The sequence below is a fragment of the Streptomyces sp. NPDC017936 genome (genome assembly GCF_044328485.1).
GTDB lineage: Bacteria > Actinomycetota > Actinomycetes > Streptomycetales > Streptomycetaceae > Streptomyces.
On record NZ_JBIRHK010000001.1, the window covers coordinates 506,605 to 527,026 of the forward strand.

Sequence of the window (20,422 nt, forward strand, 5' to 3'; positions counted from 1 at the left end):
GTGGGGGGGGGGGGGGCGGGGGGGGGGGGGGGGGGGCGCGGCGGCCGCGCGGGGCGGGGGGGGGGGGGGGCCCCCCGCGCCCCCGCCCGCGCCCGGGCCCCCCCGCCCCCTCCGTCAGGTCTTCGGCCAGTCGCGGTAGGCGATGCGGGCGAGTGCGCGCACCTCGCCGATCGTGCTCCACTCGTCGCCGCCGAGCCGGGCCAGCGGCCGCAGCCGGCGGATGTCGGGGTGTCCGTCGACGACGGCGTCCTCGTCGACGGCGGCGTGCACGACCTGCCCGAGGACGAGGGTGGAGTTGCCGATGCCCAGGGTGGAGTGGAGCCGGCACTCCAGGGCCACCGGCGAGGCGGCCACCCGGGGCGGCCGGACGTGCCGGGAGGGCTCCCGCTCCAGGCCGATCGCGTCGAACTCGTCCACCTCGGCGGGGAAGTCGACGCCGCTGGCGTTGATCTGCTCGAAGAGCGGCTCGGGGGCGAGGTTGACGACGAACTCGCCGGTGGCCTCGATGTTGCGCAGCGAGTCCTTGCGGCCGACGGAGGTGAACTGGACGACCGGCGGGTCGGTGCAGGCGACGGTGAAGAAGGAGTGCGGGGCCAGGTTCGCGGTCCGGCCGTCGGCCGCCAGGGTCGACACCCAGGCGATGGGCCGGGGGACGACGACGGCGGTGAGGAGCTTGTAGAACGCTCCCGCGCCCAGGGAGTCGGGGGCGTAGTCGATGCGCATGGCAGCCAGTTCTACCGGACGGGGTCGTGCGGGGCGGCGGCGGCCCGCGGTCAGCCGACGTCCCACAGGAAGCGGTGGGTGTGGATGGCGAAGTAGGGGAAGGACTGCACGGCGGCCACGCCGTCGATCGGCCGGACGGTGTCGTTGACGAAGTCCAGCAGGTCCTTGGCGGTGGGGCTGACGACCTCGGCGAAGAGGTCGAAGCCCCCGGAGGTGAGCACCGAGTAGACCACCTCGGGGTGGCCGGCGAGTTCGTCGGCGACGGGACGCGGGTCGCCGGCGGCGGTGATGCCGAGGAGGGCCATGGCCTGGCCGCCCATGGCCATCGGGTCGGTGACGCCGACGACCTGGACGGCGCGGGAGTCCAGCAGGCGTTGCAGGCGCTGGCGGGCGGCGGACGCCGACAGCCCGACCCTGGGGCCGAGGTCGGCGTACGCGATGCGTCCGTCGGTCTGCAGTTCGCGCAGGATGGCCCGGTCGATCTCGTCCACGCGGTGGCTCCTTCCCCGGCGGTCAGCCGGCCAGTTCGGCGAGGGCGGCGGCGAAGACCTCGGTGTGGGTGTCGACGTCCTGTTCGGTCGTGTCGGGGCACATGAGGGCCATGTTGTGGAACGGGGTGAGCAGGATGCCCCGGTTGGCGAGGTAGAGGTGGAGGAAGTCCTCCAGCTCGGTGTCGCCGGCGGCCGCGGCCTCGGTGCCGGTGCGGGGCGCGGGGTCGGTGAAGCGGTACTCGGTGCGGGCGCCGAGCCGGCTGACGGACCAGGGCAGGGCGTGGGCGTCGATGCCCGCGCGCACACCGGTCTCGAAGCGTTCGGACAGCTTGTCCATGCGGGCGAACGCCTCGTCGGTCAGGACGTGTTCGAGGGTGGCCCGCATCGCGGCGACGGACAGGGCGTTGCCGGCCAGGGTGCCGCCGACGCCGCCCATGTCCACGAGGTCGAGGTCGTCGCGGCCGAGCAGCCGGTCGGCGAGCTCGGCGGAGAGGCCGTAGGCGCCGGCCGGGATGCCCCCGCCGATGGCCTTGCCGATGGTCAGGACGTCCGGTTCCAGGCCCCAGGCGCCGGTGCAGCCGCCGGGGCCGGCGGAGAAGGTGTGGGTCTCGTCGTTGATCAGGAGTGCGCCGTGGCGGCGGGTCAGTTCGCGGACGCCGTCGAGGTAGCCCGGTTCGGGCAGGACGATGCCGATGTTGGTGAGCGCGGGTTCCATGAGGACGGCGGCCACGTCGCCGTGGGCGAGTTCGCGTTCCAGGTGGTCGAGGTCGTTGAACTCGGCGACCCGGCTGGTGAGGGTGACGTCGCAGGGCGCGCCGACGTTCCCGGGGCGGGCCGCGCCGTGGCCGTCGGGGCCGGTCACGATCAGGGACTCGTCGACGCTGCCGTGGTAGCAGTAGCTGTTCACCAGGATCCGGGGGCGGGCGGTGACGGCGCGGGCGAGGCGGATCGCCCAGCGGTTGGCGTCGGTCGCGGTGAGCGAGAAGCTCCAGCGGGTCGGGCCGAAGCGCCGGGTCAGCTCGGCCGCGACCCGTTCGGCGTCCTCGGTGGGCAGCATCGCGGTCGCTCCGCCGAGCGTGCCGAAGCGGTGCTGGACGGCGTCGGCGACGGCGGCCGGGGAGTGACCCGCCATGGCGCCGGTGTCACCGAGGCAGAAGTCGATGTACTCGTGCCCGTCGACGTCCCGCACCCGGGCGCCCCGGGCGGAGTCCAGGTAGCGGGGGAAGGCGCCCGCCGTCTTGTTCATCCAGGTCATCGGCACTCGGCCGAAGAGGTGGTCGGCGCGGGCGTGGGCGGCCCTGGAGCGGGGGTTGCGCCGTTCGGCCTCGGCGCTCTCGCGGGCCAGCAGGTGACGCAGTCGGGCACGGTCCATGGCACACCCCGGACGGGAGGATCGAGTGAATGCCCGCAATCTACGATCGAAGCAGCGGGATCCACAAGAGCGGGCGCGTGAATCGATCGTCGACGCAATCGATTCACGCGTCGTACCGCTCGCCTCCGCCGCTGGCCGGGGAGCCGGACCTGATCTTGGCCACGGCCGCCGCCACCTGTTCCCGCACCGCCTCGGCCGGCGGCTCCCCCTGGACGGCGGACACCAGGTCGCGGGCCAGGTGGTGCAGCTTGGTGTTGGTGCGCTGGGAGGCCTCGACCAGGACCCGCCAGGCCTCCTCCGCGCTCAACGCGAAGGACGCCATGAGGATGCCGCGGGCCAGGTCGATGACCGGGCGGGTCTGCATGGCCCGGCGCAGCTGGACGACCTCGACGCGCGGGTCCTGCCCGCCGTCGCCCGTGCCGTCGTCCCGTGCCGCGGGAGGGGGCGCCGCACCGCGCTCGCGGCGGGCCTCGCGCGGGTCGGCTCCGGCGAACAGGGACGCCGTTCCGGTCAGGGTGAGCAGCCGCTCGACCACGGGGCCGGCCGAGCGGACGACCAGCGTCTTGCCCTGCTTCAGACCCTGCTCGCGCAGGGTGAGCAGCACGTTGAGGGCCGCGCAGTCACAGAACGCCACCTCGCCGAGCTCCAGGTCGACACCGTCCACCGCGGCGGCCAGCGCGCCGCGCAGGGTGTGCCCGAGCTGCTCGGCGGAGTCCAGGTCGAGTTCACCGCGCACCGCGACGACGACGCGGCCGGCGTCGGGGCGCAGGTCGACCTCCGGCACGGACACGGTCCGAGCGGGCACCGCCTCGCTCGTCGCCGCCCGTACGCGATCGCCCCCGTTCCCGGTGTTCGCGTCGAACGCAGGCTCCGTCATGACCGCCTCCCCCGGTCACTCTTCATGTGCTTCCAGGTTCACCCGGCGCCTCGTCGTACGTCAACTGATACACGAAGTTCCGTTCAGGTGTTTGTGTGCACGAATCACCGGGCCTAGGATGGCGGCATGGAGGGAGTGCCCGCACCGCACACAGGATGGACGTTTCTCACGAACCACGCCCGCGTGCTCGCCGCCATCGCGGACAACCGCAGCGCCCGCATCCGCGACATCGCCGCGCACTGCCGGCTCACCGAACGCGCCGTCCAGAAAATCATTTCCGATCTCGAGCAGGACGGCTACCTGTCCCACACCCGGGCGGGCCGCGGCAACACCTACCGGATCGAGCCCGCCAAGGTGCTGCGCCACCCGGCGGAGGCGGGACTGACCGTGGCGGCCCTGCTCTCCCTGCTCGCCGAGGACGAGGCCGGCCGTTCCCGACAGCCCGAAACCGGCGCTCACGGGGCGTGACCGCCGCGGACGCGCCGTCCCCGACGCGGGTGGCGGACGCGTCGCACCCGCGCCAGGGGCGGTCCGTGCGAGCGGCGGTCCGACCCCGCACACCGGTCGACTCGGGGCGATTCACACCTGGTCGACGCCGGGAGAGACGAAGGTCACGAATACGTATCGGACATTCGACACGGCAATCTTCACACCAGCGTCACAAGTTGGCTAGGTTGACGCCCGGGCCGCACGACCGACTCCGGCGAACCCCGCCGGGCCGCGCGGCCTCCGCCGAGTCCGTGACACCAGTGGTACGGCCCGAGTCGGGGACCGTCCGGCCCGGGTGGGACGCTCGGCCGCCCGACACCACGGGGAGCTCGGGGCGGCTGATGCGGAACGATCCCGCGTCCACCGCCCGGTCGGCCGGCGGAGCACGGAAGGAGTACGTCTTCCATGGCGACGGATCGCACCACGCTCCCCACGGGCACGGGTTCCGCACGCTTCGAGGACGCGGGGGAGCCGAGCCGCGCGGAGGTCCAGCAGCGGATCAGCGCGCTCTACGACCGCGCCGAGACCGACAGCGGCACGTTCAACGCCACCCGTGCCATGAGCAAGGGCAACCGCAGGACCGTGACCACCGCCGCGGACAGCGGGCGCGGGGCGTCCGATCCGTCGCTGGAGGCCGTCACCCGCCAGTGGTTCGACGTGGCGCGCAGCCGGCTCGGGCCGACCACCCCCGCGTCCCTGCCCGCCGACCGCCGGCCCCCGCGTCCGGCCCCGTCCCCGCGTCAGCAGCGACCGGCCGGTTCCGACGCCGTGCGCGAGCTGGAAGCGGCCGCCGGTGGCCGGCTCGAACTGGAGGCGGGGCAGCGGCGGACGCCGGAGCTGACCGGACGGGCTGTCGCCGCGCTGCCGGCGGCGCCCGCGTCCCGGCCGGACGCGTCCGAGGCCCTGCTGCCCGTCCCGGTCTCCGTCTCCGCCCCGGCCGCCCTTCCCGCCGCCGCCCCCGCGCCGGCGGCGCCGAGGTCCGCGCTGCGGACCAGCAAGGAGCAGATCCGGCGCAAGCTCGCCACGGCCCGCGAGGTGCTGGCCCGTGCCGTGGCGCAGCCGTCGGCGGCACCGCCGGCTCTCGAGGCGCGGCCGGCCGAACGGACCCGGGACACCGGGGAGTCGCCGGCGGCGGACACCTGGGCGGGCCGGACGACCGGCACCTGGGCGGGGCAGGCGAGCGGCGCGCGGGCGGCACGGCCCACGGGCGGCACGGCTGCCGACGCGTCCGGGCCGAGGGACGCGGGCGGCCTCACGCCGACCGCCGGGGACGGCCTCACCGCGGCGGTCCCCGGTCGCATAGCGCCCGAACCCGTCCTCGAGCCCCCCGTGTCCGGCTTCCCGGCACCCGAAACCGGCCTCCTCGCGGCCAGTTACGGCATGCTGACGACGGCCACGCCCACGGCACCCGAGGCGACCCGCCCCACGCCCGAGTTCTCCTTCCCGGCGCCCGAGGCCACGCCCTCCGCACCCGGGTTCTTCCTCCCGGTGCCCGAAACCCCCCTCCCCGCACCCGAGTCCTCCCTGCCGACATCCGAGGCCGCGTCCCTCGCCCCCGGGTTCTTCCTCCCGGTGACCGAAGCCCCCCTCCCCGCACCCGAGTTCCCCCTGCCGACATCCGAGGCCGCGTCCCTCGCCCCCGAGTTCTTCCTCCCGGTGCCCGAAACCCCCCTCCCCGCACCCGAGTTCCCCCTGCCGACATCCGAGGCCGCGTCCCTCGCCCCCGGGTTCTTCCTCCCGGTGACCGAAGCCCCCCTCCCCGCACCCGAGTCCTCCCTGCCGGCGCCCGAGGCCACGCCCCCCGCGGCCGAGTTCTCCCCGTCGTCCCCTCGTCTCCCCTCCCCCGCAGCGGAGTTCGCCCTCCCCGTTCCCGACGCCCCCTCCCCCACGACCGGGCTCGGCGCCGTCCCGGCCCCCGCCGGCGCCACCGCCGCCGCGTACGGGCCCGCCTACCTCGGCAAGGCGGACAGGGCCCTCGCCTTCGCCCGGGCCCAGATCGGACGGCCGTGCGTGTCGGGGGCGACGGGACCGGAGTCGTACGACTGCTCCAGCCTCACGCAGGCCGCCTGGCGGGCCGCCGGAGTGACGCTGCCGCGGACCTCCCTCGACCAGGCGCGCGCCTTCCCCCGTGTCGGCCTCGACGAGCTGCAGCCCGGCGACCTCGTCTTCTTCCACGACGACCTGAGCCACACCGGCCTGTGCACGGGCGACGGCCTGATGATCCACGCCCCGGGCCCGGGCGCTCCCATCCGCGAGGAGTCGGTGCACGGCCTCGGGGAGGGCGCGCTGCGCGGCGCCGTACGGCCCGCCTGACGCCGGTCCCCCGCCTCCTCTCGGCCGTGACCTGGCCGTGGCCGGTAAGCGACCCTCGCGGCGCGCGTTCCGGCGGTCACACTGGTCTCCGGTCCGGCGCGGAACGGCGGGACCCGCGTGGTCCGGCCGAGGAGGGGGTGGCCCCATGGGGGACGCGCGCGAGAGCGCACGCAAGGTCGACCGGGGTCGCGAGCGCCCCGGCTGTCCGGTGAGCCGCGGGCCCGACGGGAGCTGGCGGGTGCACGGTTACGCGGCGGCCCGGGAGCTGCTGCGCAGCACGGAGACGGTCCAGGCCGGGCTCGGCGTCGAGACGGTGGAGCGGCTGCCGTCCCGGATCCGGCGCCCCGTGCTGTACCAGGACGGCCCCGGGCACCGGGAGCAGCGGCGGCAGACCGCCCGCTTCTTCACGCCGCGTCGCGTGGACGAGCACTACCGGGCGCTGATGATGCGGGTCGCCGAGGAGCAGGTGGCGGCGCTGTGCGCGGCCGGGACGGCCCAGCTGTCCGACCTGAGCTTCACCATGGCGATCGAGGTGGTGCGGGACATCATCGGCCTGCGCCACAGCCGTCCGGGCCTGAAGGGCAGGCTGGAGCGCTTCTTCCCCGAGGAGTTCGGCCGGCCGGGGCTGACCGGCGCGCGGGGTCTGTACTGGCTGGTGCGGCAGAACGCGAACTGGCTGCGCATCCACCTCGCCGACGTCCGGCCGGCGATCCGGGCCCACCGCGCCGAGGCGCGTGACGACCTGATCTCCCACCTGCTGGCCGAGGGGTGCTCCGACGCGGAGATCCTCGGCGAGTGCCTGACCTACGCGGCGGCCGGGATGGTCACCACGCGCGAGTTCATCTGTGTCGCCGCCTGGCACCTGTTCGGCGACCGGGAGCTGCTCGACCGGTACCGGTCGGCGGACGAGCCGGAGCGGCTGTCGCTGCTCCAGGAGATCCTGCGGCTGGAGCCCGTCGTCGGGCGGCTGTCCCGCCGGGCCACCGCGCCGCTGCGGCTGCCCACGGCGGACGGCGCGGTCCGCGTCCGCCCGGGCGAGCTGGTCACCGTCCTCGTCGACGAGGCCAACGCCGACCCGCGGGTCGTGGGGCCCGGCCCGGAGCTCGTGCGTCCGGGCCGGGAGCTGCTGCTGGGGCCGGGGGCGGCCGGGCTCGCCTTCGGGGACGGTCCGCACCGGTGCCCGGGCGCCGCCGTCGCCGTGCTGGAGGCGGACGTCCTGCTCAGCCGGCTCTTCGCGCTCGACGGTCTGCGGATGACCGGCGAGCCGCGCGTGTCGTTCAAGGACGACATCGGCGGCTACGAGATCAGGAACCTGACGGTGGCGGTGTCCGCCGGCCGGTGAGGCGGGCGTTCAGCGGACCGCCGGGTTCGCGGGCGCGGGGTGCGAGCGCAGCTGGCCCCGCCGGGCGTTGTTGTAGATGCGCAGGAGGTGCTTGGAGACGGCGCACGGCACCGCGTCGACGTGGCACTGACGGCACGTGCGCACGTGCTCCTCGTAGGTGGCGCGGGCCTGGTGCAGGGCTTCCTCGGGCGAGGTCATGGGGGGTCCTCCAGACGGAACGACGGTCGCGGGGCCGGCGCCTACTCGCCAGTAGCCCCATCCGTGGGGGAAAGTTGACCATGTTACTGACGGTAGTGGAAATCCGGATTCCGGCCGCTTTCGGGAAGCGTCCCGCCACACCGGGCGCGGACCGGTCCGTGTGGGAGAACTCACGTACCGCGGGGGCGCGATGGGCCGGAGCGACGGACGGCACACGGCCGGTGCGACCACGGAGAGCGACCGGGCGGCGGTCGTCGACGCGCTGCGCTCCGTAGCGGCGGGGGCCGGGCGCGGCGGCCGGGCGGTCCCGCGGCCGTCGGTCCGCACGCGGCGGGAGCCCCGTTGTGACCCGGCGTCAGGAGTGCGAGGATGCGCGGGACCTGGTCATCGCGACGGGAGGGCCGGCTTGAGCGGCAGGGACGACGGACGGCGTGCGGCGGCGGTCTTCGACGCGCTGGGGTCCGGGTACGAGAAGGCGTTCGCGCACTCCGAGGCGCACCACCGGTCCCTGGAGTGGCTGCTCGGCCGGCTGGCGCCGGGCAGCAGGGTGCTGGACGTGGGCAGCGGAACGGGCCGGCCGACGGCCGCGGCGCTGACCGCGGCCGGGCACGAGGTGCTGGGCGTCGACGTCTCCCCCGTGATGGTGGAGCTCGCCTCGCGGCAGGTGCCCGCGGCGACGTTCCGCTGCGTCGACGTGCGGGAGCTCCCGCTGGACGAGGGTTCCTTCCACGCGGTCTGCGTGTACTTCTCGCTGCTCCAGATGGACCGCGCGGATCAGGCCGCCCTGCTCGGCCGGCTGGCGCGGGCGCTGCCGCCGGACGGCAGCCTGGTGCTGGCCACCGTGCCACTGGACGTCGAGGGCGTCGACGCCGTCTTCATGGGGCAGCCGGTGCGGGTCACCAGCTTCGCCGGTGAGGAGCTGGCCGAGGTGGTGGCGCGGGCGGGCCTGACGGTGCTGGCCGAGGAGAACGTGCTGTTCACCCCGGACCATCCGCAGGCCGGTCCCGAGCCCCAGGTGTTCCTGCACTGCGGGCGGGCGTAGGCCCGTCGTCCGGACCGGGCCGGCGCCGGGCGGCGCCGCCCCCGGACCCCGCGCTCCCGGCACGGGCCGCGAGCACGCCCGACGGGGCGTTCAGACGCCGGCGCGGCGGGCCAGGGACCCGACCACGGCCGCCGAGCCCGTGCCGAGGAGCGCTCCGGCGATGACGTCGCCCGGGTAGTGGACACCGGTGTGGATCCGGGAGTAGCCCACCGCGCAGGCGAGCATGCCCAGCGGGACCGCGGCGGCCGGGAAGGCCGGGCCGACGGCGGCCGCGAAGGCGACGGCCGACGCGGTGTGCCCGGACGGGAAGGACGCCGAGTCCGGCATCGGCACGTGGCGCCCCGGGAACGGCGAGTCCTCGGCGCGGTGCGGCCGCGCCCGGCGGACGAGCCGCTTGCCGACCAGGTTGGCGGTCGCCGAGGCCACGCCCACGGCCGCGACGCCGAGGACGGCGGCGCGGCGCGCCCGGCCGCCGCGCAGGGCCAGGCCCGCGGCGACGGCGAAGGAGATCTTGGAGTGGTCGGCGGCCGCGGACAGCCTGCGCAGCGCGGTGTCCAGGGTGGGCGTCCTGGTGACCGTGACCGCCTCGTACAGCGCCTGGTCCAGGGCGGCGAGGTCGCGGACGAGCCGCACGGGGGGGAGCTTCGGTCGGCGGTCAGACATCATAGGCATCCTTGATCGTACGGGGATCGGAGTGGCCGAGGGCGAGGCGGACGACGCGCCGCCAGTCGACCGTCGGTGGCGCGTAGGCGGCGCCGGGACGGTGCCGGGGCACCCGGACCCGCAGCACGCTGGGCCGCACGGTGCACACGACGGGGGTGGGCAGTTCGAGCGCCTCGCCGTCGACGGCCACCGGTATGCGCGCGGTGTCGGCCTCGACGACCACGCGCCGGGCGGTGAGGGAGGTGATGCCGCTGGCCCGTTCGCCGAGCAGGGCCAGTTCGGCGGCCTGGGCGGGGCCCTCCACCCGGACGCCGATCACGCCGAGCAGACCGGTGTCCAGACGGGGGCGGCGGCCGCCGCCGAGCGGGTCGGCGCGGGCGTAGGCGTTGTTGCTGACCAGCACCGCCTGCGGCGTGTGGAGACCGGCGTCGTCCGCGCGGACGTCGAGGGCGGGCCCGGCCTCGCCCTGGAGCAGGTCGGGCAGGTGCTCCAGCGCGGTGGCGGCCTTCGCCTCGCGGTACTCGGGGTTCTGCACGATCTCCGCGTACGCCCCGAAGGAGACGGTGTTGACGAAGGGCCGTCCGTCGACGTCACCCAGGTCGACCCGGAGTTCGACGCCGTTGGTGAGGGCGTCGAGGCTGCGCACGGGGTCGGTGCGGTCCAGGCCGAGGTCCATGGCGAAGTGGTTGCGGGTGCCGGCGGCGACCACCAGGAACGGCAGGTCGTGTTCGGCCGCCACGGCCGCGACGAGCGCCTGGGTGCCGTCGCCGCCCGCGACGCCGAGCAGGTCGGCGCCCTCGGCGACGGCCCGGCGGGCCTCCACGACCGGGTCGTTCCAGCCGTCGCCCGTGCCGAGCAGGACCACCCGGGCGCCCAGCGCCTCGGCGCGCGCGACCAGGTCGTGCTTCTCGACCTTCCCGCCGCCCGAGCGGACGTTCATGATCAGGACGGGCCGGCGGGGCGGCGGGGTGCGGCGGCCGTGGGTGCCCTTGGGCCGGCGCACGCTGCGCAGCGCGGCCCGCGCGGAGGCGAGGGCGGACGCCCACAGCGCGAGCGCGCCCACGGCCACCACCCACAGCCCCGACGCGGCGTACAGCGTCAGGACGCCCACGGGCGCGGTGACGGCCAGCAGCCCGCCCAGGATCCGGAGGCCGCCCCGGTGCGCGAGCATCCACCACGCGCCCGCTCCGGCGAGCGCGAGCCCGGCGAGCCCGGCGAGCAGGACCAGCCAGCCTCCGGTTCCCGCCCCGGTCGCCACGACCGCGGCGCAGCCGGCGACGAGCAGCAGGGCGACGCGCGCCCAGCCCCGCGCGCGGCCGACCCCGCCGTAGGGGCGGGCGTCGCCGCCGGTTCTCGTCGTACGCGTCTCGTTCACCCTGCGCCCGCCATGGTGCGAGGTCCCCCTGTTCCGCCTGTGCCGCGTGTTCCGCGTCCACAGCGCCGTCGGTCGCCTGCCTGCCCCGGATGCCGTGGCCCGCCGTCTCCATGGTCACGACGGCGGGACCGCTCGGCATCCGGGCGGCCGGTCGGTCAATTGTCCATGCCGCAGCAGCCGCTCGCGCCGGGGGCCCCGTCGGCGGCGCCGAGGCGGCAGAAGCAGGACGACCCGACGGGTACGTCCGTGAGCGCGGCCGCCAGCTTCAGCTGCTGGGCCACGATCCGCGCCTCGCCCTCCTTGCCGAGCCGGACCAGGCACTCGTGCAGTCCGTGCAGCGACCAGACGTTGCCGGGGTGCTGGGAGGGGCGGGACAGGGTGTCGTCCAGGCCGAGGTCGGCCCGGTAGACCGCCTCGGCCTCCTCGACGCGGCCCTGCTCCAGGAGGAGGGCGCCGTAGGCGTGCCGGGTGGGCTGCATCCAGCCCCACGGCTCGTCGTAGGGGAGGTCGTCGTCCAGGGCGATGGACCGCTCCAGGGCGGCGAAGGCGGCGGCGTGGTCGCCCTTGCGGTACTCCAGTTCCCCGTCGAGCATCGCGGAGGCGATCGCGAGGATGTCGGCGCAGGTGTTGTTGAAGAGCATGCGGGTCGCGGGGACCCGGAGCGCGGCCTCGCCGAACAGGGCCCGTTCGGCCTCGGCCTCCTCGACGCGGCCGGTCGCGGAGAACGCGACGCCGCGGGCGTAGTGCCGCATCGCCGTGGTCATGCTGTACAGCTCGGGGTCGGCGGGTGCGGGCAGGGCCAGGACGTCGGCCCAGCGGCCGAAGCGGATCAGCACGTGCACCCGCATGGCGAGGAAGGCCTCCAGCCAGTCCGCCATGGGCGGGCTCTCCACCCGCAGCAGCTCCTCCGGCAGGGACTCCTCCAGCCGGTCGGCGGCCTCGAGGGCGACCCGCGCCTGGCCGAGGAACATCGCGCCGTAGATCTTGAAGTGGTGGTTGTGGGAGCGGTAGAGGGTGTAGAAGTTCATCGCCCCGGCCCGCTCACGGTACTTCTCGTCGGCGGCGATCGCCCTCGTGTTGTCCGCCACCACCGCGCGGTAGTCGCCGCACAGCACCTCCAGGTGCGAGGGCATGTGCTGGAGGTGCCCGGCGTCGGGCACCAGGTCGCGCAGCCGGTCGGCGACCGGCAGGGCCTTCTCGGGCGCCGGCGACATCTCCATCAGGTGGATGTACATGTGCAGGACGCCGGGGTGGTCGGGGGAGGTCCCGTCGGCCAGCGCCCGGTCGAGCACCGCCTTGGCCTGCAGCGTGCGGGCGCCCTCGGCCGGTTCGCCCGTGCGCAGGTCCCACAGCTGCCAGGGCGTCAGGTTCATCAGGGCGTCGGCGTACAGGGTCGCGACGTCGAGGTCGTCGGGGGCCAGTTCGTACACGGCGCGCATGGCGTCGGCGTAGGGCTCGTTCCACACCGAGCAGTCCTCGGCGGGCAGCCCGCGCGGGTAGCGGGCGCGCAGCGCGCCGATCAGGGCCCGTTCGACGGGCGTGGCGCGGCCGGCCTTCTCGTGGGCGCGTTCGACCGCCTCGTGGGTGCGCGCGACGGTGCGGCGCAGGTCCTGGTCGTCGAAGAACTCCCAGGGCTTGTTGTAGTTGGGGCCGAGCGCGTAGGCGATGCCCCAGTGCGCCATCGCGCAGTCCGGGTCCGCGCGGGCGGCGGTCTCGAAGCAGGCGACGGCCTCCTCGTGGTGGAAGGCGTACGACCAGACGAGGCCGCGGTCGAACCAGCGCTGGGCGTCGGGCGAGGAGGTGGTGACGGTACGTCCGTGGGTGCCGAGGTCGTAGTCGTACTCCATGTACTCCATGGTGCTCCCCTGGTCGCGCGGCGGCCGCCCCACGGCCCGGGGCGGTGTCACCCGGAGCGACCGAGGAGGTCGCTCCGGGTGACGTATACCGTGCGGCCGGGGGCCCGGGGGCCTTCCCCGTCCGGGAGCACCCGAACGTGCCCGCCGCCGGGCCGGGGGCTCGGCGGGTGCCTCAGTACGGACGCCTGGCGGTCCGGCGCAGGAGGACGAAACCGCCGATCACCAGCAGGCCTCCGGCGGCCGCGGGCCACAGGTCGGCGCCGGTCTCGGCCAGGCCGCCCTGGGCCTGGGGCGCGGGGACGACGGGGGTGTCGCCCGCGTCGGCCGGCGGCGGGCTCTGTGCCGGGGCGGTCGCGGCGGCGCCGGCGTCGCCCTCCGGGCCGGTGCCGTCCTGGGCGCCGGCGGCCGGGGCGGTCGCCGCCCGGGTCGACTTGGCGGTGGGCGTGGTGGCCGCGCGGGGTTCGGCGCTGACGGGAGTGTCCGCGGAACCGGCGCCGCCGCCCGCGGTGGGCTCGTCCCGGGGCTGCTCGGGGTTGTTCTGCGCGGGCGGCTGCTGGGTCTGGCCCTGGTCCTGGTCGCCGCCGTTCTGGCCCTGGTCCTGGTCCTGGCCCTGGCCCTGGTCGCCGCCGTTCTGGCCCTGGCCCTGGTCCTGGCCCTGGCCCTGGTCGCCGTCGTTCTGGCCCTGGCCCTGGTCCTGGTCGCCGCCGTTCTGGCCCTGGTCGCCGTTCTGGCCGCCCTGGTCCTGGCCCTGGTCGTCGCCGTCCTGGCCCTGGTCCTGACCCTGGTCGCCGCCGTCGCCGTTGCCGCCGTTGTCACCGTCGCCGTTGTCACCGTCGCCGTTGCCGCCGTCGCCGTTGCCGCCGGTGCCCGCGCCGCAGGTGCGGCCCTCGTTGATGCAGTCGACCACCTGGCCCATCAGGTCCTCGTCGAAGACGTTGATGAAGTCGCCGTGGTCCGTGACCGGCTTGTGCAGCTGCTCGGGGAAGGAGTCCACCGCGAACAGCGGGGTCGTGCGGCCGCCGTCCTGGAGGCTGGGCGCGTCGACGTCGTAGACGATCCGCTGCACGAGCTGCGGGATGGCCCGGAAGCCGGCCGGGCAGCCGCCGTCGGCGCCGGCGAACGCCACGTGGGTGCGGTGGTTGGCGCTGTCGATGTTGCTGCCGTCCCAGCAGCTCTGGAAGCGGAAGGTGCGCACCACGTCGCTGCCGCCGGGGCAGAGCGGGTACTTGTCCTTGAGCTGCCGGTCCTCGAAGCCGGTGCAGCTCCAGGAGGCGTTGGCGTTGGCCGTGCCGTTGACGAACGCCTTGGCGTCGCCGGTGATGATGCGCAGCAGCCGGGGCATGGCGGTGACCTCGCCCTGCGGGTTGCCGACGAAGGTCATGGTGACCTCCTTGGGCGTGACGATCTCACCGGCGTTGCCCTCGACGCCGCCGCCGGGCGACTGGGCGTCCTTTTCCTGGGTGCCGTTCTGCAGCCGCAGCACCGGCCAGAAGTAGGAGGACTTGTCGCCCTGGTCGACACAGCTGGTCTCGGCGTTCGCCAGGTCGTCGTCGGAGGCGAAGGCGTCGTTGGACTGGTTGCCGACGTAGTCGTGGAAGTGGTGGGCGCCGTTGGTGACGCCCGGGGCGACGATCACGTTGTCGGAGTTGAACAGCCCGTTGGAGTTGACCCCGCAGCTGGTGGCGAAGGTGCCGCGGGAGGCGCCGGCCGCCGGGGGCGGCGTCTGCCGGGCGGGCTGGACGGTGTCGATGTCCACGTAGTCGGCGGCCACCGGACCGTTGCCGGCCTGGCCGCCGTTGCCCTGCTGGTCGCCGCCCTGGTCCTGGCCGCCCTCGCCCGCCTGGCCGTCGTCCTGGCCCTGGCCGTCACCCTGGTCCTGACCGTCGCCCCGGTCCTGACCGTCGCCCCGGTCCTGGCCGCCCTGGTCCTGACCGGCCTCGCCCGCCTGGTCGTCGGCGGTGCGCAGGCTGCAGGCGGCGAGGTCCGCCAGCCCCTCCGGGCGGTCGCCGACGCGGTCGATGGCCACCCCGATGCGCTCGATCGTCGCCCCGCGCTTCTCCTTCAGCGGGTTCATCACCGCGTTGTCGGCGAAGCCCGCGTCCTCGCGCACGGCCTGTGCCGAGTCCTGGAGTTGGCGGTAGGCGGCGGCGATCTGCTCGTCCAGCAGGGCGAGTTCGCGGTCCACCTCGGGCGCGGCCTGTTCCGGCACGTCGGTCAGCCGGCTGCCCACGTCGGGGCAGTCGATGGTGACGGAGCCCGAAGTCCAGGGCCGTCCCGCGTCGTCCTCGGTCGCGGAGGCGTAGACGTTCGCGGCCATCAGGCCACCGCCGCCCAGCATCAACGCGACCGCGGCGAAGGTCGCGCGCCGTCCGCCCGTCGGGCGTCTGCGCCTGTTGTGTACCACGGAGTGCTCCAAAACCTCGTCGGCGGCCAGGACATGAGAATCCCCCGGCCCTATACGCGGCCGGACGCGGAAGTGTTCAGCCGTCCCGGAGATTCACAGGAACCTCCTGCCGCCGGACGGCTCCCACGGGCCGGCGCGCCCCCTCGGACGCGGGCCGGGACAGGAGCGCCCGCCGCCATCGCTCGCCGCGCCCGTGGAGCAGACCGAGGACGGCGGCGGCGGCCACGGCGATCAGGTGCTCCCGGCCGGCGAGGTTGGGCCTCGCGATCGACTCCCACACCATCGAGCCGCCGGTGAGGACGAAGACGACGGGGGCGCGGCGGACCACGGAGAGGTACGTGAAGAGACCCACCACCGCCGCGGACGGGCCGGTGTCCAGCACGTGCGCCGCCTCGGGCGGCAGCCCGAACCCCCACCGGTCCGGCCCCGCCGCGATCATCACCCGTGCCGTGAGGGTGCCGGCCAGGGTGGCCGCGTAGGCCACCGCCAGGGTCCGCGCCCGGCCGAGGGTGACCTCCGCCAGGGCGAAGGCGAGGAACAGCTGGGTGAGGCCGGCCCACACCGGCAGGTCGAGCGCGGGGACGTACAGGGAGACCGGGGTGCGCAGCAGGGCCAGCCACAGGGGCAGGTCGCCCCGGACCCCGCCGACGGCCCGGACCACCTCGGCGCCGGCCGGCCGTTGCGCCAGGGCGTGGAAGAAGACCACGCCGCCGCAGGCGACGAACGCCAGCAGCAGTCCGGCCGGTCCGCGCCGGCGCAGCCGTCGTACCGGGTCGACGACGACGGCGTGCCACTCGGCGCGCAGGGTGCGCCCGGCGAAGGCGGCCGCACGCCGCACCGCGCCGGCCCCGCGCCCCGCAGCGGCCCCCCGCCCCGCGACGGCGTCACGAGCGCGCCGCCGGCTCTCGTGCCGCCGCCGTTCCTGTACCGGCTCCACGATCCCCAAGATCTTCCCCAACCGCTCGCCGCGCGTCCGGGCGCGGCCGAATCCCGTGCCCGTGCGCGTGGTCTCGGCCGAGGGGACGAGCTGCTCACCGGGTCAGTCGCCCTGGTAGACGTCAGGACGGCCGCCGGGGATCACTCCGAGCCGGTGATCAGGCGAAATACCCTGCGGGGCGCCGGCACCACCGGCATCGCGGGCACCTGCGACGCCTGCCGTCGCGGCGGCGGATCGTCCGCGTACGGCCGGATCGGGTGCGGGCCCCGGCCGGATCGGGTGCGGGCCCCGGCCGGATCGGGTGCGGGCCCCGGCCGGATCGGGTGCGGGGCCCCGGCAGGGTCGGGTGCGGGGTCCCGGCCGGATCGGACGATGGGGGAAGTCGGCGCCGGCCGGGAACGGACGGCACTCGCGGGGGGGGCGAGCGCGGCCGCTCCCCCACCGTAGGGCGGCCGGGGCGGGTGCGCGCGGCGGGTGCGCACGACGGGTGACGGCATGCCGGTGGGCCCGGCCCGTCGAGGGGGCCGGGCCCACCGGGCCGGTCCGCGCCGCTCAGCCCTGGCGGGCCTTGAAGCGGGGTTCCTTCTTGTTGACGACGAAGGTCACGCCCTTGCGGCGCACGACCTGGGCGCCGGGCCTGGACTTCAGTGAGCGCAGGGACGCGCGCACCTTCATGACTGCCTCCTCCGGTGGGACGGCCGGGTCATCGTGTCCCGGACCGCGGGGTCACCGTTCCTCGCGGAAGGCGACGTGCCCGCCGACCACGGGGTCGTACTTGCGCAGGACCAGCCGGTCGGGGTCGTGGAGCCGGTTCTTGCGGGTCACGTAGGTGACACCGGTGCCGGCCGTGGATCTCAGGGTGACGACGGGGCGCGCCGTGCTGCGTGCCATGGGACCTCCTCTCACCGACATCCACCCGGTTGCTTCATGAGCGGTGCATGTCAGTCACGCCCTACAACCAGGGCGGGGTCCGGGACATTCCCGCCCTCGGACAGCTCGTTCCGGGGGCCTCGGTTACAGTGCACCGCCGGCACCGGGAGGGCCGGTACCGGGAGGAAGGGGAGACAGCGGTGCGCTTCGGGGCGGGGAACGTGGGGCGGGGGCTGGCCGTGGCGGCCCTGCTGGCCGGTGCGGCCACGGCGTGCGGGGACGCCGAGCAGGACGCGGGCCCGGCGAAGGCCGGAGCCGGGGCGGGCGCGACGGCGACCACCGGGGCGAAGGGCACGGCGACCGCCGGGGTCGCGACCGCCGGGGGCAGCGTGGGCGCCGACGGATCCGCCTGCGAGCTGCCGGTCACCTTCGACGTCGCCGAGTCCTGGAAGGCCAAGGCCGTCGACTCGGCCGCGCAGCGGGGCGACACCGGCGACGAGCTGGTCGACGAGCTCGCCGACGCCCTGCTGCACCAGGGCCCCGTCACCATGGCCTGCGAGATCGACGCCAAACCGGCCGGGAAGATCGGCTTCCTGCGGGTGTGGACCGGCGAGCCGGGCGACGCCGACGCACGCACCGTGCTGGAGGAGTTCGTCACCGCCGGGAGCGGGGCGAGCGGGGCGAAGTACCGGACGGTCGAGACCGGCGGCCTCACCGGCGCGGAGGTCGAGTACGTCACCACCAGCGAGGCGCTGGAGGAGACGAAGAAGGAGCGCGCCCTCGCCGTGACCACGCCCGACGGCCCGGTCGTGCTGCACCTCGGCGGCATGGACACCGAGGAGCACGAGGCGATGCTGCCGGCCTTCGAACTCGCCAGGAGCACCTTGAGGGCGACCGGCTGACGGCCCGCGGGGCGCGCCGTCAGAGCCCGAGGAGCTCGCGCATCCTGGCGGCGGCCCGGACGGCCGCGTCGGCGCAGCAGTTGTTGAACAGCACGTGCACCTGGTCGGCCCGCCCGGCCAGCGCCCGCACCCGGGGCAGCCACTCCCGCAGTTCGTCGTCGGTGTACTCGTGGCGGAAGCGGTCCTCCTTGCTGCCCGTCCCCCAGGCCGGGCTGCGGCCGTGGAAGCGCACGACCGCCAGCCGGGACGAGGTGACGGGCGTGACCGGGGGGATCGCGGACGGCAGCGACGGATCCATGTCGACGGCGACCGCCGAGAACCCGTGCGACCGCAGCAGCTCGGCGGTCGCGTGCTCCTGTTCGCCGCGCCACCAGTCCGGGTGCCGGAACTCCACGCAGACCGGCCATCCGGCGGTGCGCTCGGCGCACCGGGCGAGGGTCTCCCGGGCCCGCGCGCCGGGCCGCAGCCACGGCGGGAACTGGAAGAGGACGGCTCCCAGCCGCCCCGCCTCCCGCAGCGGCAGGACGCCGTCCGCGAACCGCCGCCACACCTCGTCCAGCGCCTTCGGGGAGCGCACGTCCGCGGGCAGCCCCGGCGGGAGCGCGGCCGGCCGGGTGGGGTGGCCGGTCAGCAGGGAGAAGGCCTTCACGTCGAACAGGAAGCCCTCGGGGGTGCGCCGGACCCACAGCTCGCTGGTGCGCTCGCTCGGCAGCCCGTAGTACGCCGAGTCCGCCTCGACGACCCGGAAGCGTTCGGCGTAGTGCCGCAATCGGCCCTCCGCGTCCCGCCGTCCGGCCGGGTACCAGCCGCTGCCGACGAGCGCCCGGTCCGTCCACGAGCAGGTGCCGACCAGTGTTTCGCCCATGACGTGCGGTTACCCCGTCGCCGGGAAGATCCTCCTCGGTCCCGGCGGTCCGGCCCGTCCGCCCGTCACCTCACGCCCGCCGGTGCGGCTCAGGCCCCGCGGTGCACCACGTGACCGCCGGTCACCGTGAGCCGGACCGGCGCCTCGGCCAGTTCGTCCGCGGGGGCCTCCACCGGGTCCAGCGCGAAGGCCGTGAGGTCGGCGCGGAAACCGGGCGCGATCCGGCCCGCGACGTCCGGCTCGCCCGCCGCGCGGGCCGCGTGCGTGGTGCACCCCTCCAGCGCTTCCAGACCGGTCAGGCCCGGTCGCCGGGAGGCCGCGCCCCGGGGACTGCGGGCCGTCGCCAGGACCGCGCGGACGTCGTGGTGGGCGATGGGCCAGTCCGAGCCGAGGGCGAGGGTGGCGCCCGCGTCGCGCAGGTCGCGCAGGCGCCAGGCGTGCGCGGCCCGTGCGGCGCCGAGCCGGCGGGACCACTCGTCGCTGCCGTCGGGGCGGGTGTAGGCGGTGTGCGGGGGCTGCATCGACGCGGCCACCCCGGCCTGCGCGAACCGGGGCAGCAGCTCGTCCGGCGCCGTCTCGATGTGCTCGATGCGGTGCCGGCCCCGGGCGCCCGGTCCGAGGGCGGCCACGGTGTCCAGGACGTGGCGGACGGCCGCGTCCCCGATGGCGTGCGTGGCGGTGCGCACGCCGGCCGCGTCGAGCGTGCGGACGGCGGCGGCGTAGCCCTCCGGGTCCGGCCAGAAGGCGTCCGTGCCCTGGCCGTGGCAGTCGGCGTGCTCCAGCCAGGCGGTGCCGCCCTCGACGGTGCCGTCCATGAAGAACTTCACGCCGCCGACCCTCCAGTGACGGCCGTTCAGGTCCTGGGCCGCGACGAGTTCCGCGAGGTCGTCGGCGTCCGCGCCCGGCATGCACCAGGGGGCGAACCGCAGCCGCACCGGCAGGACCGTCTCCTCGGCCACGGCCGTCACCAGGTCGATGTCGCCGCCGTCCATCACGTGGGCCCCGGTGAGCCCGGTCGCCGCCATCTCCGACAGCAGGTCGAGCAGCCGGGCGCGGCGGGCCGCGTGCGACGGGCGGGGCGCGACGGACACGACCAGGTCCATCGCCGCGTGCTCGACGAGGTGCCCGGTGGGCCGTCCCCCGGCGTCGCACACCACTTCCGAGCGCTGCACGAAGTCCCGCGGCCCGGTCACGCCGGCGGCGGCGAGCGCCTTGCCGTCGACGAGGGCGGAGTGGCCGTCGTACAGCCGCAGGAAGGCGGGCGATCCGTCGAGCACGTCCTCCACGAGGGCCCGGTCGACGGGCCGGCCCTGGAAGACGTTGTGGTCCAGGCCGTACCCGAGCACCCAGCCGTCGACGCGCTCGGCGGACGCCAGCGCGGCGCGCAGTCCGGCCAGGTCCGTCACGGCCGACAGGTCGGCGCCGGTCGCCATCTCCAGGCCCCAGACGGGGTGGCTGTGGCCGTCCACCAGGCCGGGCACGAGGTGCGCGCCGTCGAGCCGTACCACCTCGGTGCCGGGCCCGCGCCAGTCGCGTACGTCGTCCTCCTCCCCCACGGCGGCGACGATCCCGTCGCGTACGGCGACGGCGGCGGCCGACGGGCGGGCGGGGTCGAGGGTGCGGATCCGGGCTCCGGTCACGATCAGGTCGGCGGTGGGCATCAGGGGACTTCCTCACGGGATCTGGTTCGGTGCGGCCGCGGG

At 75.6% G+C, this 20,422-nt stretch carries 19 protein-coding genes; 5 read left to right on the forward strand and 14 right to left on the reverse strand.

Translation table 11 applies throughout. The features are described 5' to 3' along the window. Positions 1-114: 114 nt before the first annotated feature. The 4 genes from ACH4F6_RS02035 to ACH4F6_RS02050 form a co-directional block, all read right to left on the reverse strand. The gene (locus ACH4F6_RS02035) at positions 115-723 is read right to left on the reverse strand and encodes a flavin reductase family protein (protein WP_397957889.1); all 609 of its coding nucleotides are present in this window, start codon (positions 721-723) and stop codon (positions 115-117) included. A gap of 50 nt (positions 724-773) precedes the next feature. After that, entirely contained in the window at positions 774-1,214 is a 441-nt protein-coding gene (locus ACH4F6_RS02040; protein WP_397957890.1) for an Lrp/AsnC family transcriptional regulator, read from the reverse strand. A gap of 22 nt (positions 1,215-1,236) precedes the next feature. Continuing rightward, the gene (locus ACH4F6_RS02045) at positions 1,237-2,586 is read right to left on the reverse strand and encodes a transaminase (protein ID WP_397957891.1); all 1,350 of its coding nucleotides are present in this window, start codon (positions 2,584-2,586) and stop codon (positions 1,237-1,239) included. 103 nt (positions 2,587-2,689) lie between these two features. Further along, entirely contained in the window at positions 2,690-3,463 is a 774-nt protein-coding gene (locus ACH4F6_RS02050; RefSeq protein ID WP_397957892.1) for an ANTAR domain-containing protein, read from the reverse strand. Positions 3,464-3,589: 126 nt separating this feature from the next. Between ACH4F6_RS02050 and ACH4F6_RS02055 the strand changes: the two genes are divergently transcribed. From ACH4F6_RS02055 to ACH4F6_RS02065, 3 genes are all read left to right on the forward strand, one after another. Further along, the gene (locus ACH4F6_RS02055) at positions 3,590-3,931 is read left to right on the forward strand and encodes a helix-turn-helix transcriptional regulator (RefSeq protein WP_397957893.1); all 342 of its coding nucleotides are present in this window, start codon (positions 3,590-3,592) and stop codon (positions 3,929-3,931) included. A 426-nt stretch (positions 3,932-4,357) separates the two neighbouring features. Beyond that, positions 4,358-6,265 (forward strand): NlpC/P60 family protein, encoded by a 1,908-nt coding sequence (locus ACH4F6_RS02060; RefSeq protein WP_397957894.1) that lies wholly within the window; start codon positions 4,358-4,360, stop codon positions 6,263-6,265. Positions 6,266-6,410: 145 nt separating this feature from the next. Then, positions 6,411-7,607 carry a cytochrome P450 gene (locus tag ACH4F6_RS02065; protein WP_397957895.1) on the forward strand — a complete coding sequence of 399 codons (1,197 nt, stop codon included), beginning with the start codon at positions 6,411-6,413 and terminating at the stop codon, positions 7,605-7,607. Between the two features lie 9 nt (positions 7,608-7,616). Here the strand turns inward: ACH4F6_RS02065 and ACH4F6_RS02070 are convergent, their stop codons facing one another. Next, complete coding sequence (locus tag ACH4F6_RS02070) at positions 7,617-7,805, reverse strand: hypothetical protein (RefSeq protein WP_397957897.1); 189 nt, start codon at positions 7,803-7,805, stop codon at positions 7,617-7,619. Positions 7,806-8,211: 406 nt separating this feature from the next. Here ACH4F6_RS02070 and ACH4F6_RS02075 point away from each other — a divergent pair, with 406 nt between their 5' ends. Continuing rightward, positions 8,212-8,847: a class I SAM-dependent methyltransferase gene (locus tag ACH4F6_RS02075; protein WP_397957898.1), complete on the forward strand. Its 636-nt coding sequence runs from the start codon at positions 8,212-8,214 to the stop codon at positions 8,845-8,847. Positions 8,848-8,937: 90 nt separating this feature from the next. Here ACH4F6_RS02075 and ACH4F6_RS02080 read toward each other — a convergent pair whose 3' ends face one another. The 7 genes from ACH4F6_RS02080 to rpmG form a co-directional block, all read right to left on the reverse strand. Then, entirely contained in the window at positions 8,938-9,510 is a 573-nt protein-coding gene (locus ACH4F6_RS02080) for a phosphatase PAP2 family protein (protein ID WP_397957899.1), read from the reverse strand. Next, positions 9,503-10,885 carry a diacylglycerol/lipid kinase family protein gene (locus tag ACH4F6_RS02085; RefSeq protein WP_397957900.1) on the reverse strand — a complete coding sequence of 461 codons (1,383 nt, stop codon included), beginning with the start codon at positions 10,883-10,885 and terminating at the stop codon, positions 9,503-9,505. The genes ACH4F6_RS02080 and ACH4F6_RS02085 overlap by 8 nt, the downstream gene beginning before the upstream one ends. Positions 10,886-11,040: 155 nt before the next feature. Next, positions 11,041-12,732, reverse strand: coding sequence for a hypothetical protein (locus ACH4F6_RS02090; protein ID WP_397958199.1), 1,692 nt, complete (start codon positions 12,730-12,732; stop codon positions 11,041-11,043). A gap of 181 nt (positions 12,733-12,913) precedes the next feature. Continuing rightward, complete coding sequence (locus ACH4F6_RS02095; RefSeq protein ID WP_397958200.1) at positions 12,914-15,058, reverse strand: DUF1996 domain-containing protein; 2,145 nt, start codon at positions 15,056-15,058, stop codon at positions 12,914-12,916. Between the two features lie 163 nt (positions 15,059-15,221). Beyond that, a complete protein-coding gene (locus ACH4F6_RS02100; RefSeq protein ID WP_397958201.1) occupies positions 15,222-15,983 on the reverse strand; it encodes a hypothetical protein in 762 nt (253 codons plus the stop codon). A gap of 651 nt (positions 15,984-16,634) precedes the next feature. Continuing rightward, positions 16,635-16,757, reverse strand: coding sequence for a type B 50S ribosomal protein L36 (gene ykgO, locus ACH4F6_RS02105; protein WP_397957901.1), 123 nt, complete (start codon positions 16,755-16,757; stop codon positions 16,635-16,637). A gap of 51 nt (positions 16,758-16,808) precedes the next feature. After that, positions 16,809-16,973, reverse strand: coding sequence for a 50S ribosomal protein L33 (rpmG, locus tag ACH4F6_RS02110; RefSeq protein WP_397957902.1), 165 nt, complete (start codon positions 16,971-16,973; stop codon positions 16,809-16,811). A gap of 179 nt (positions 16,974-17,152) precedes the next feature. On the opposite strand from rpmG, the gene ACH4F6_RS02115 reads away from it, so the two are divergent. Next, positions 17,153-17,854 (forward strand): lipoprotein, encoded by a 702-nt coding sequence (locus ACH4F6_RS02115; RefSeq protein WP_397958202.1) that lies wholly within the window; start codon positions 17,153-17,155, stop codon positions 17,852-17,854. A gap of 19 nt (positions 17,855-17,873) precedes the next feature. Here the strand turns inward: ACH4F6_RS02115 and ACH4F6_RS02120 are convergent, their stop codons facing one another. Together ACH4F6_RS02120 and ACH4F6_RS02125 are read right to left on the reverse strand one after the other, a co-directional pair. After that, entirely contained in the window at positions 17,874-18,719 is an 846-nt protein-coding gene (locus ACH4F6_RS02120; RefSeq protein ID WP_397957903.1) for a DUF72 domain-containing protein, read from the reverse strand. A gap of 89 nt (positions 18,720-18,808) precedes the next feature. Beyond that, positions 18,809-20,380, reverse strand: coding sequence for an amidohydrolase (locus tag ACH4F6_RS02125; protein WP_397957904.1), 1,572 nt, complete (start codon positions 20,378-20,380; stop codon positions 18,809-18,811). Positions 20,381-20,422 lie beyond the last annotated feature (42 nt).

Coding starts and splice junctions, on each gene's coding strand:
- ACH4F6_RS02035 (WP_397957889.1), bottom strand. CDS start 723: ATGCGCATCGACTACGCCCCCGACTCCCTGGGCGCGGGAGCGTTCTAC.
- ACH4F6_RS02080 (WP_397957899.1), bottom strand. CDS start 9,510: ATGTCTGACCGCCGACCGAAGCTCCCCCCCGTGCGGCTCGTCCGCGAC.
- ACH4F6_RS02060 (WP_397957894.1), top strand. CDS start 4,358: ATGGCGACGGATCGCACCACGCTCCCCACGGGCACGGGTTCCGCACGC.
- ACH4F6_RS02120 (WP_397957903.1), bottom strand. CDS start 18,719: ATGGGCGAAACACTGGTCGGCACCTGCTCGTGGACGGACCGGGCGCTC.
- ACH4F6_RS02065 (WP_397957895.1), top strand. CDS start 6,411: ATGGGGGACGCGCGCGAGAGCGCACGCAAGGTCGACCGGGGTCGCGAG.
- ACH4F6_RS02125 (WP_397957904.1), bottom strand. CDS start 20,380: ATGCCCACCGCCGACCTGATCGTGACCGGAGCCCGGATCCGCACCCTC.
- ACH4F6_RS02095 (WP_397958200.1), bottom strand. CDS start 15,058: ATGGCCGCGAACGTCTACGCCTCCGCGACCGAGGACGACGCGGGACGG.
- rpmG (WP_397957902.1), bottom strand. CDS start 16,973: ATGGCACGCAGCACGGCGCGCCCCGTCGTCACCCTGAGATCCACGGCC.
- ACH4F6_RS02055 (WP_397957893.1), top strand. CDS start 3,590: ATGGAGGGAGTGCCCGCACCGCACACAGGATGGACGTTTCTCACGAAC.
- ACH4F6_RS02070 (WP_397957897.1), bottom strand. CDS start 7,805: ATGACCTCGCCCGAGGAAGCCCTGCACCAGGCCCGCGCCACCTACGAG.
- ACH4F6_RS02045 (WP_397957891.1), bottom strand. CDS start 2,586: ATGGACCGTGCCCGACTGCGTCACCTGCTGGCCCGCGAGAGCGCCGAG.
- ykgO (WP_397957901.1), bottom strand. CDS start 16,757: ATGAAGGTGCGCGCGTCCCTGCGCTCACTGAAGTCCAGGCCCGGCGCC.
- ACH4F6_RS02090 (WP_397958199.1), bottom strand. CDS start 12,732: ATGGAGTACGACTACGACCTCGGCACCCACGGACGTACCGTCACCACC.
- ACH4F6_RS02050 (WP_397957892.1), bottom strand. CDS start 3,463: ATGACGGAGCCTGCGTTCGACGCGAACACCGGGAACGGGGGCGATCGC.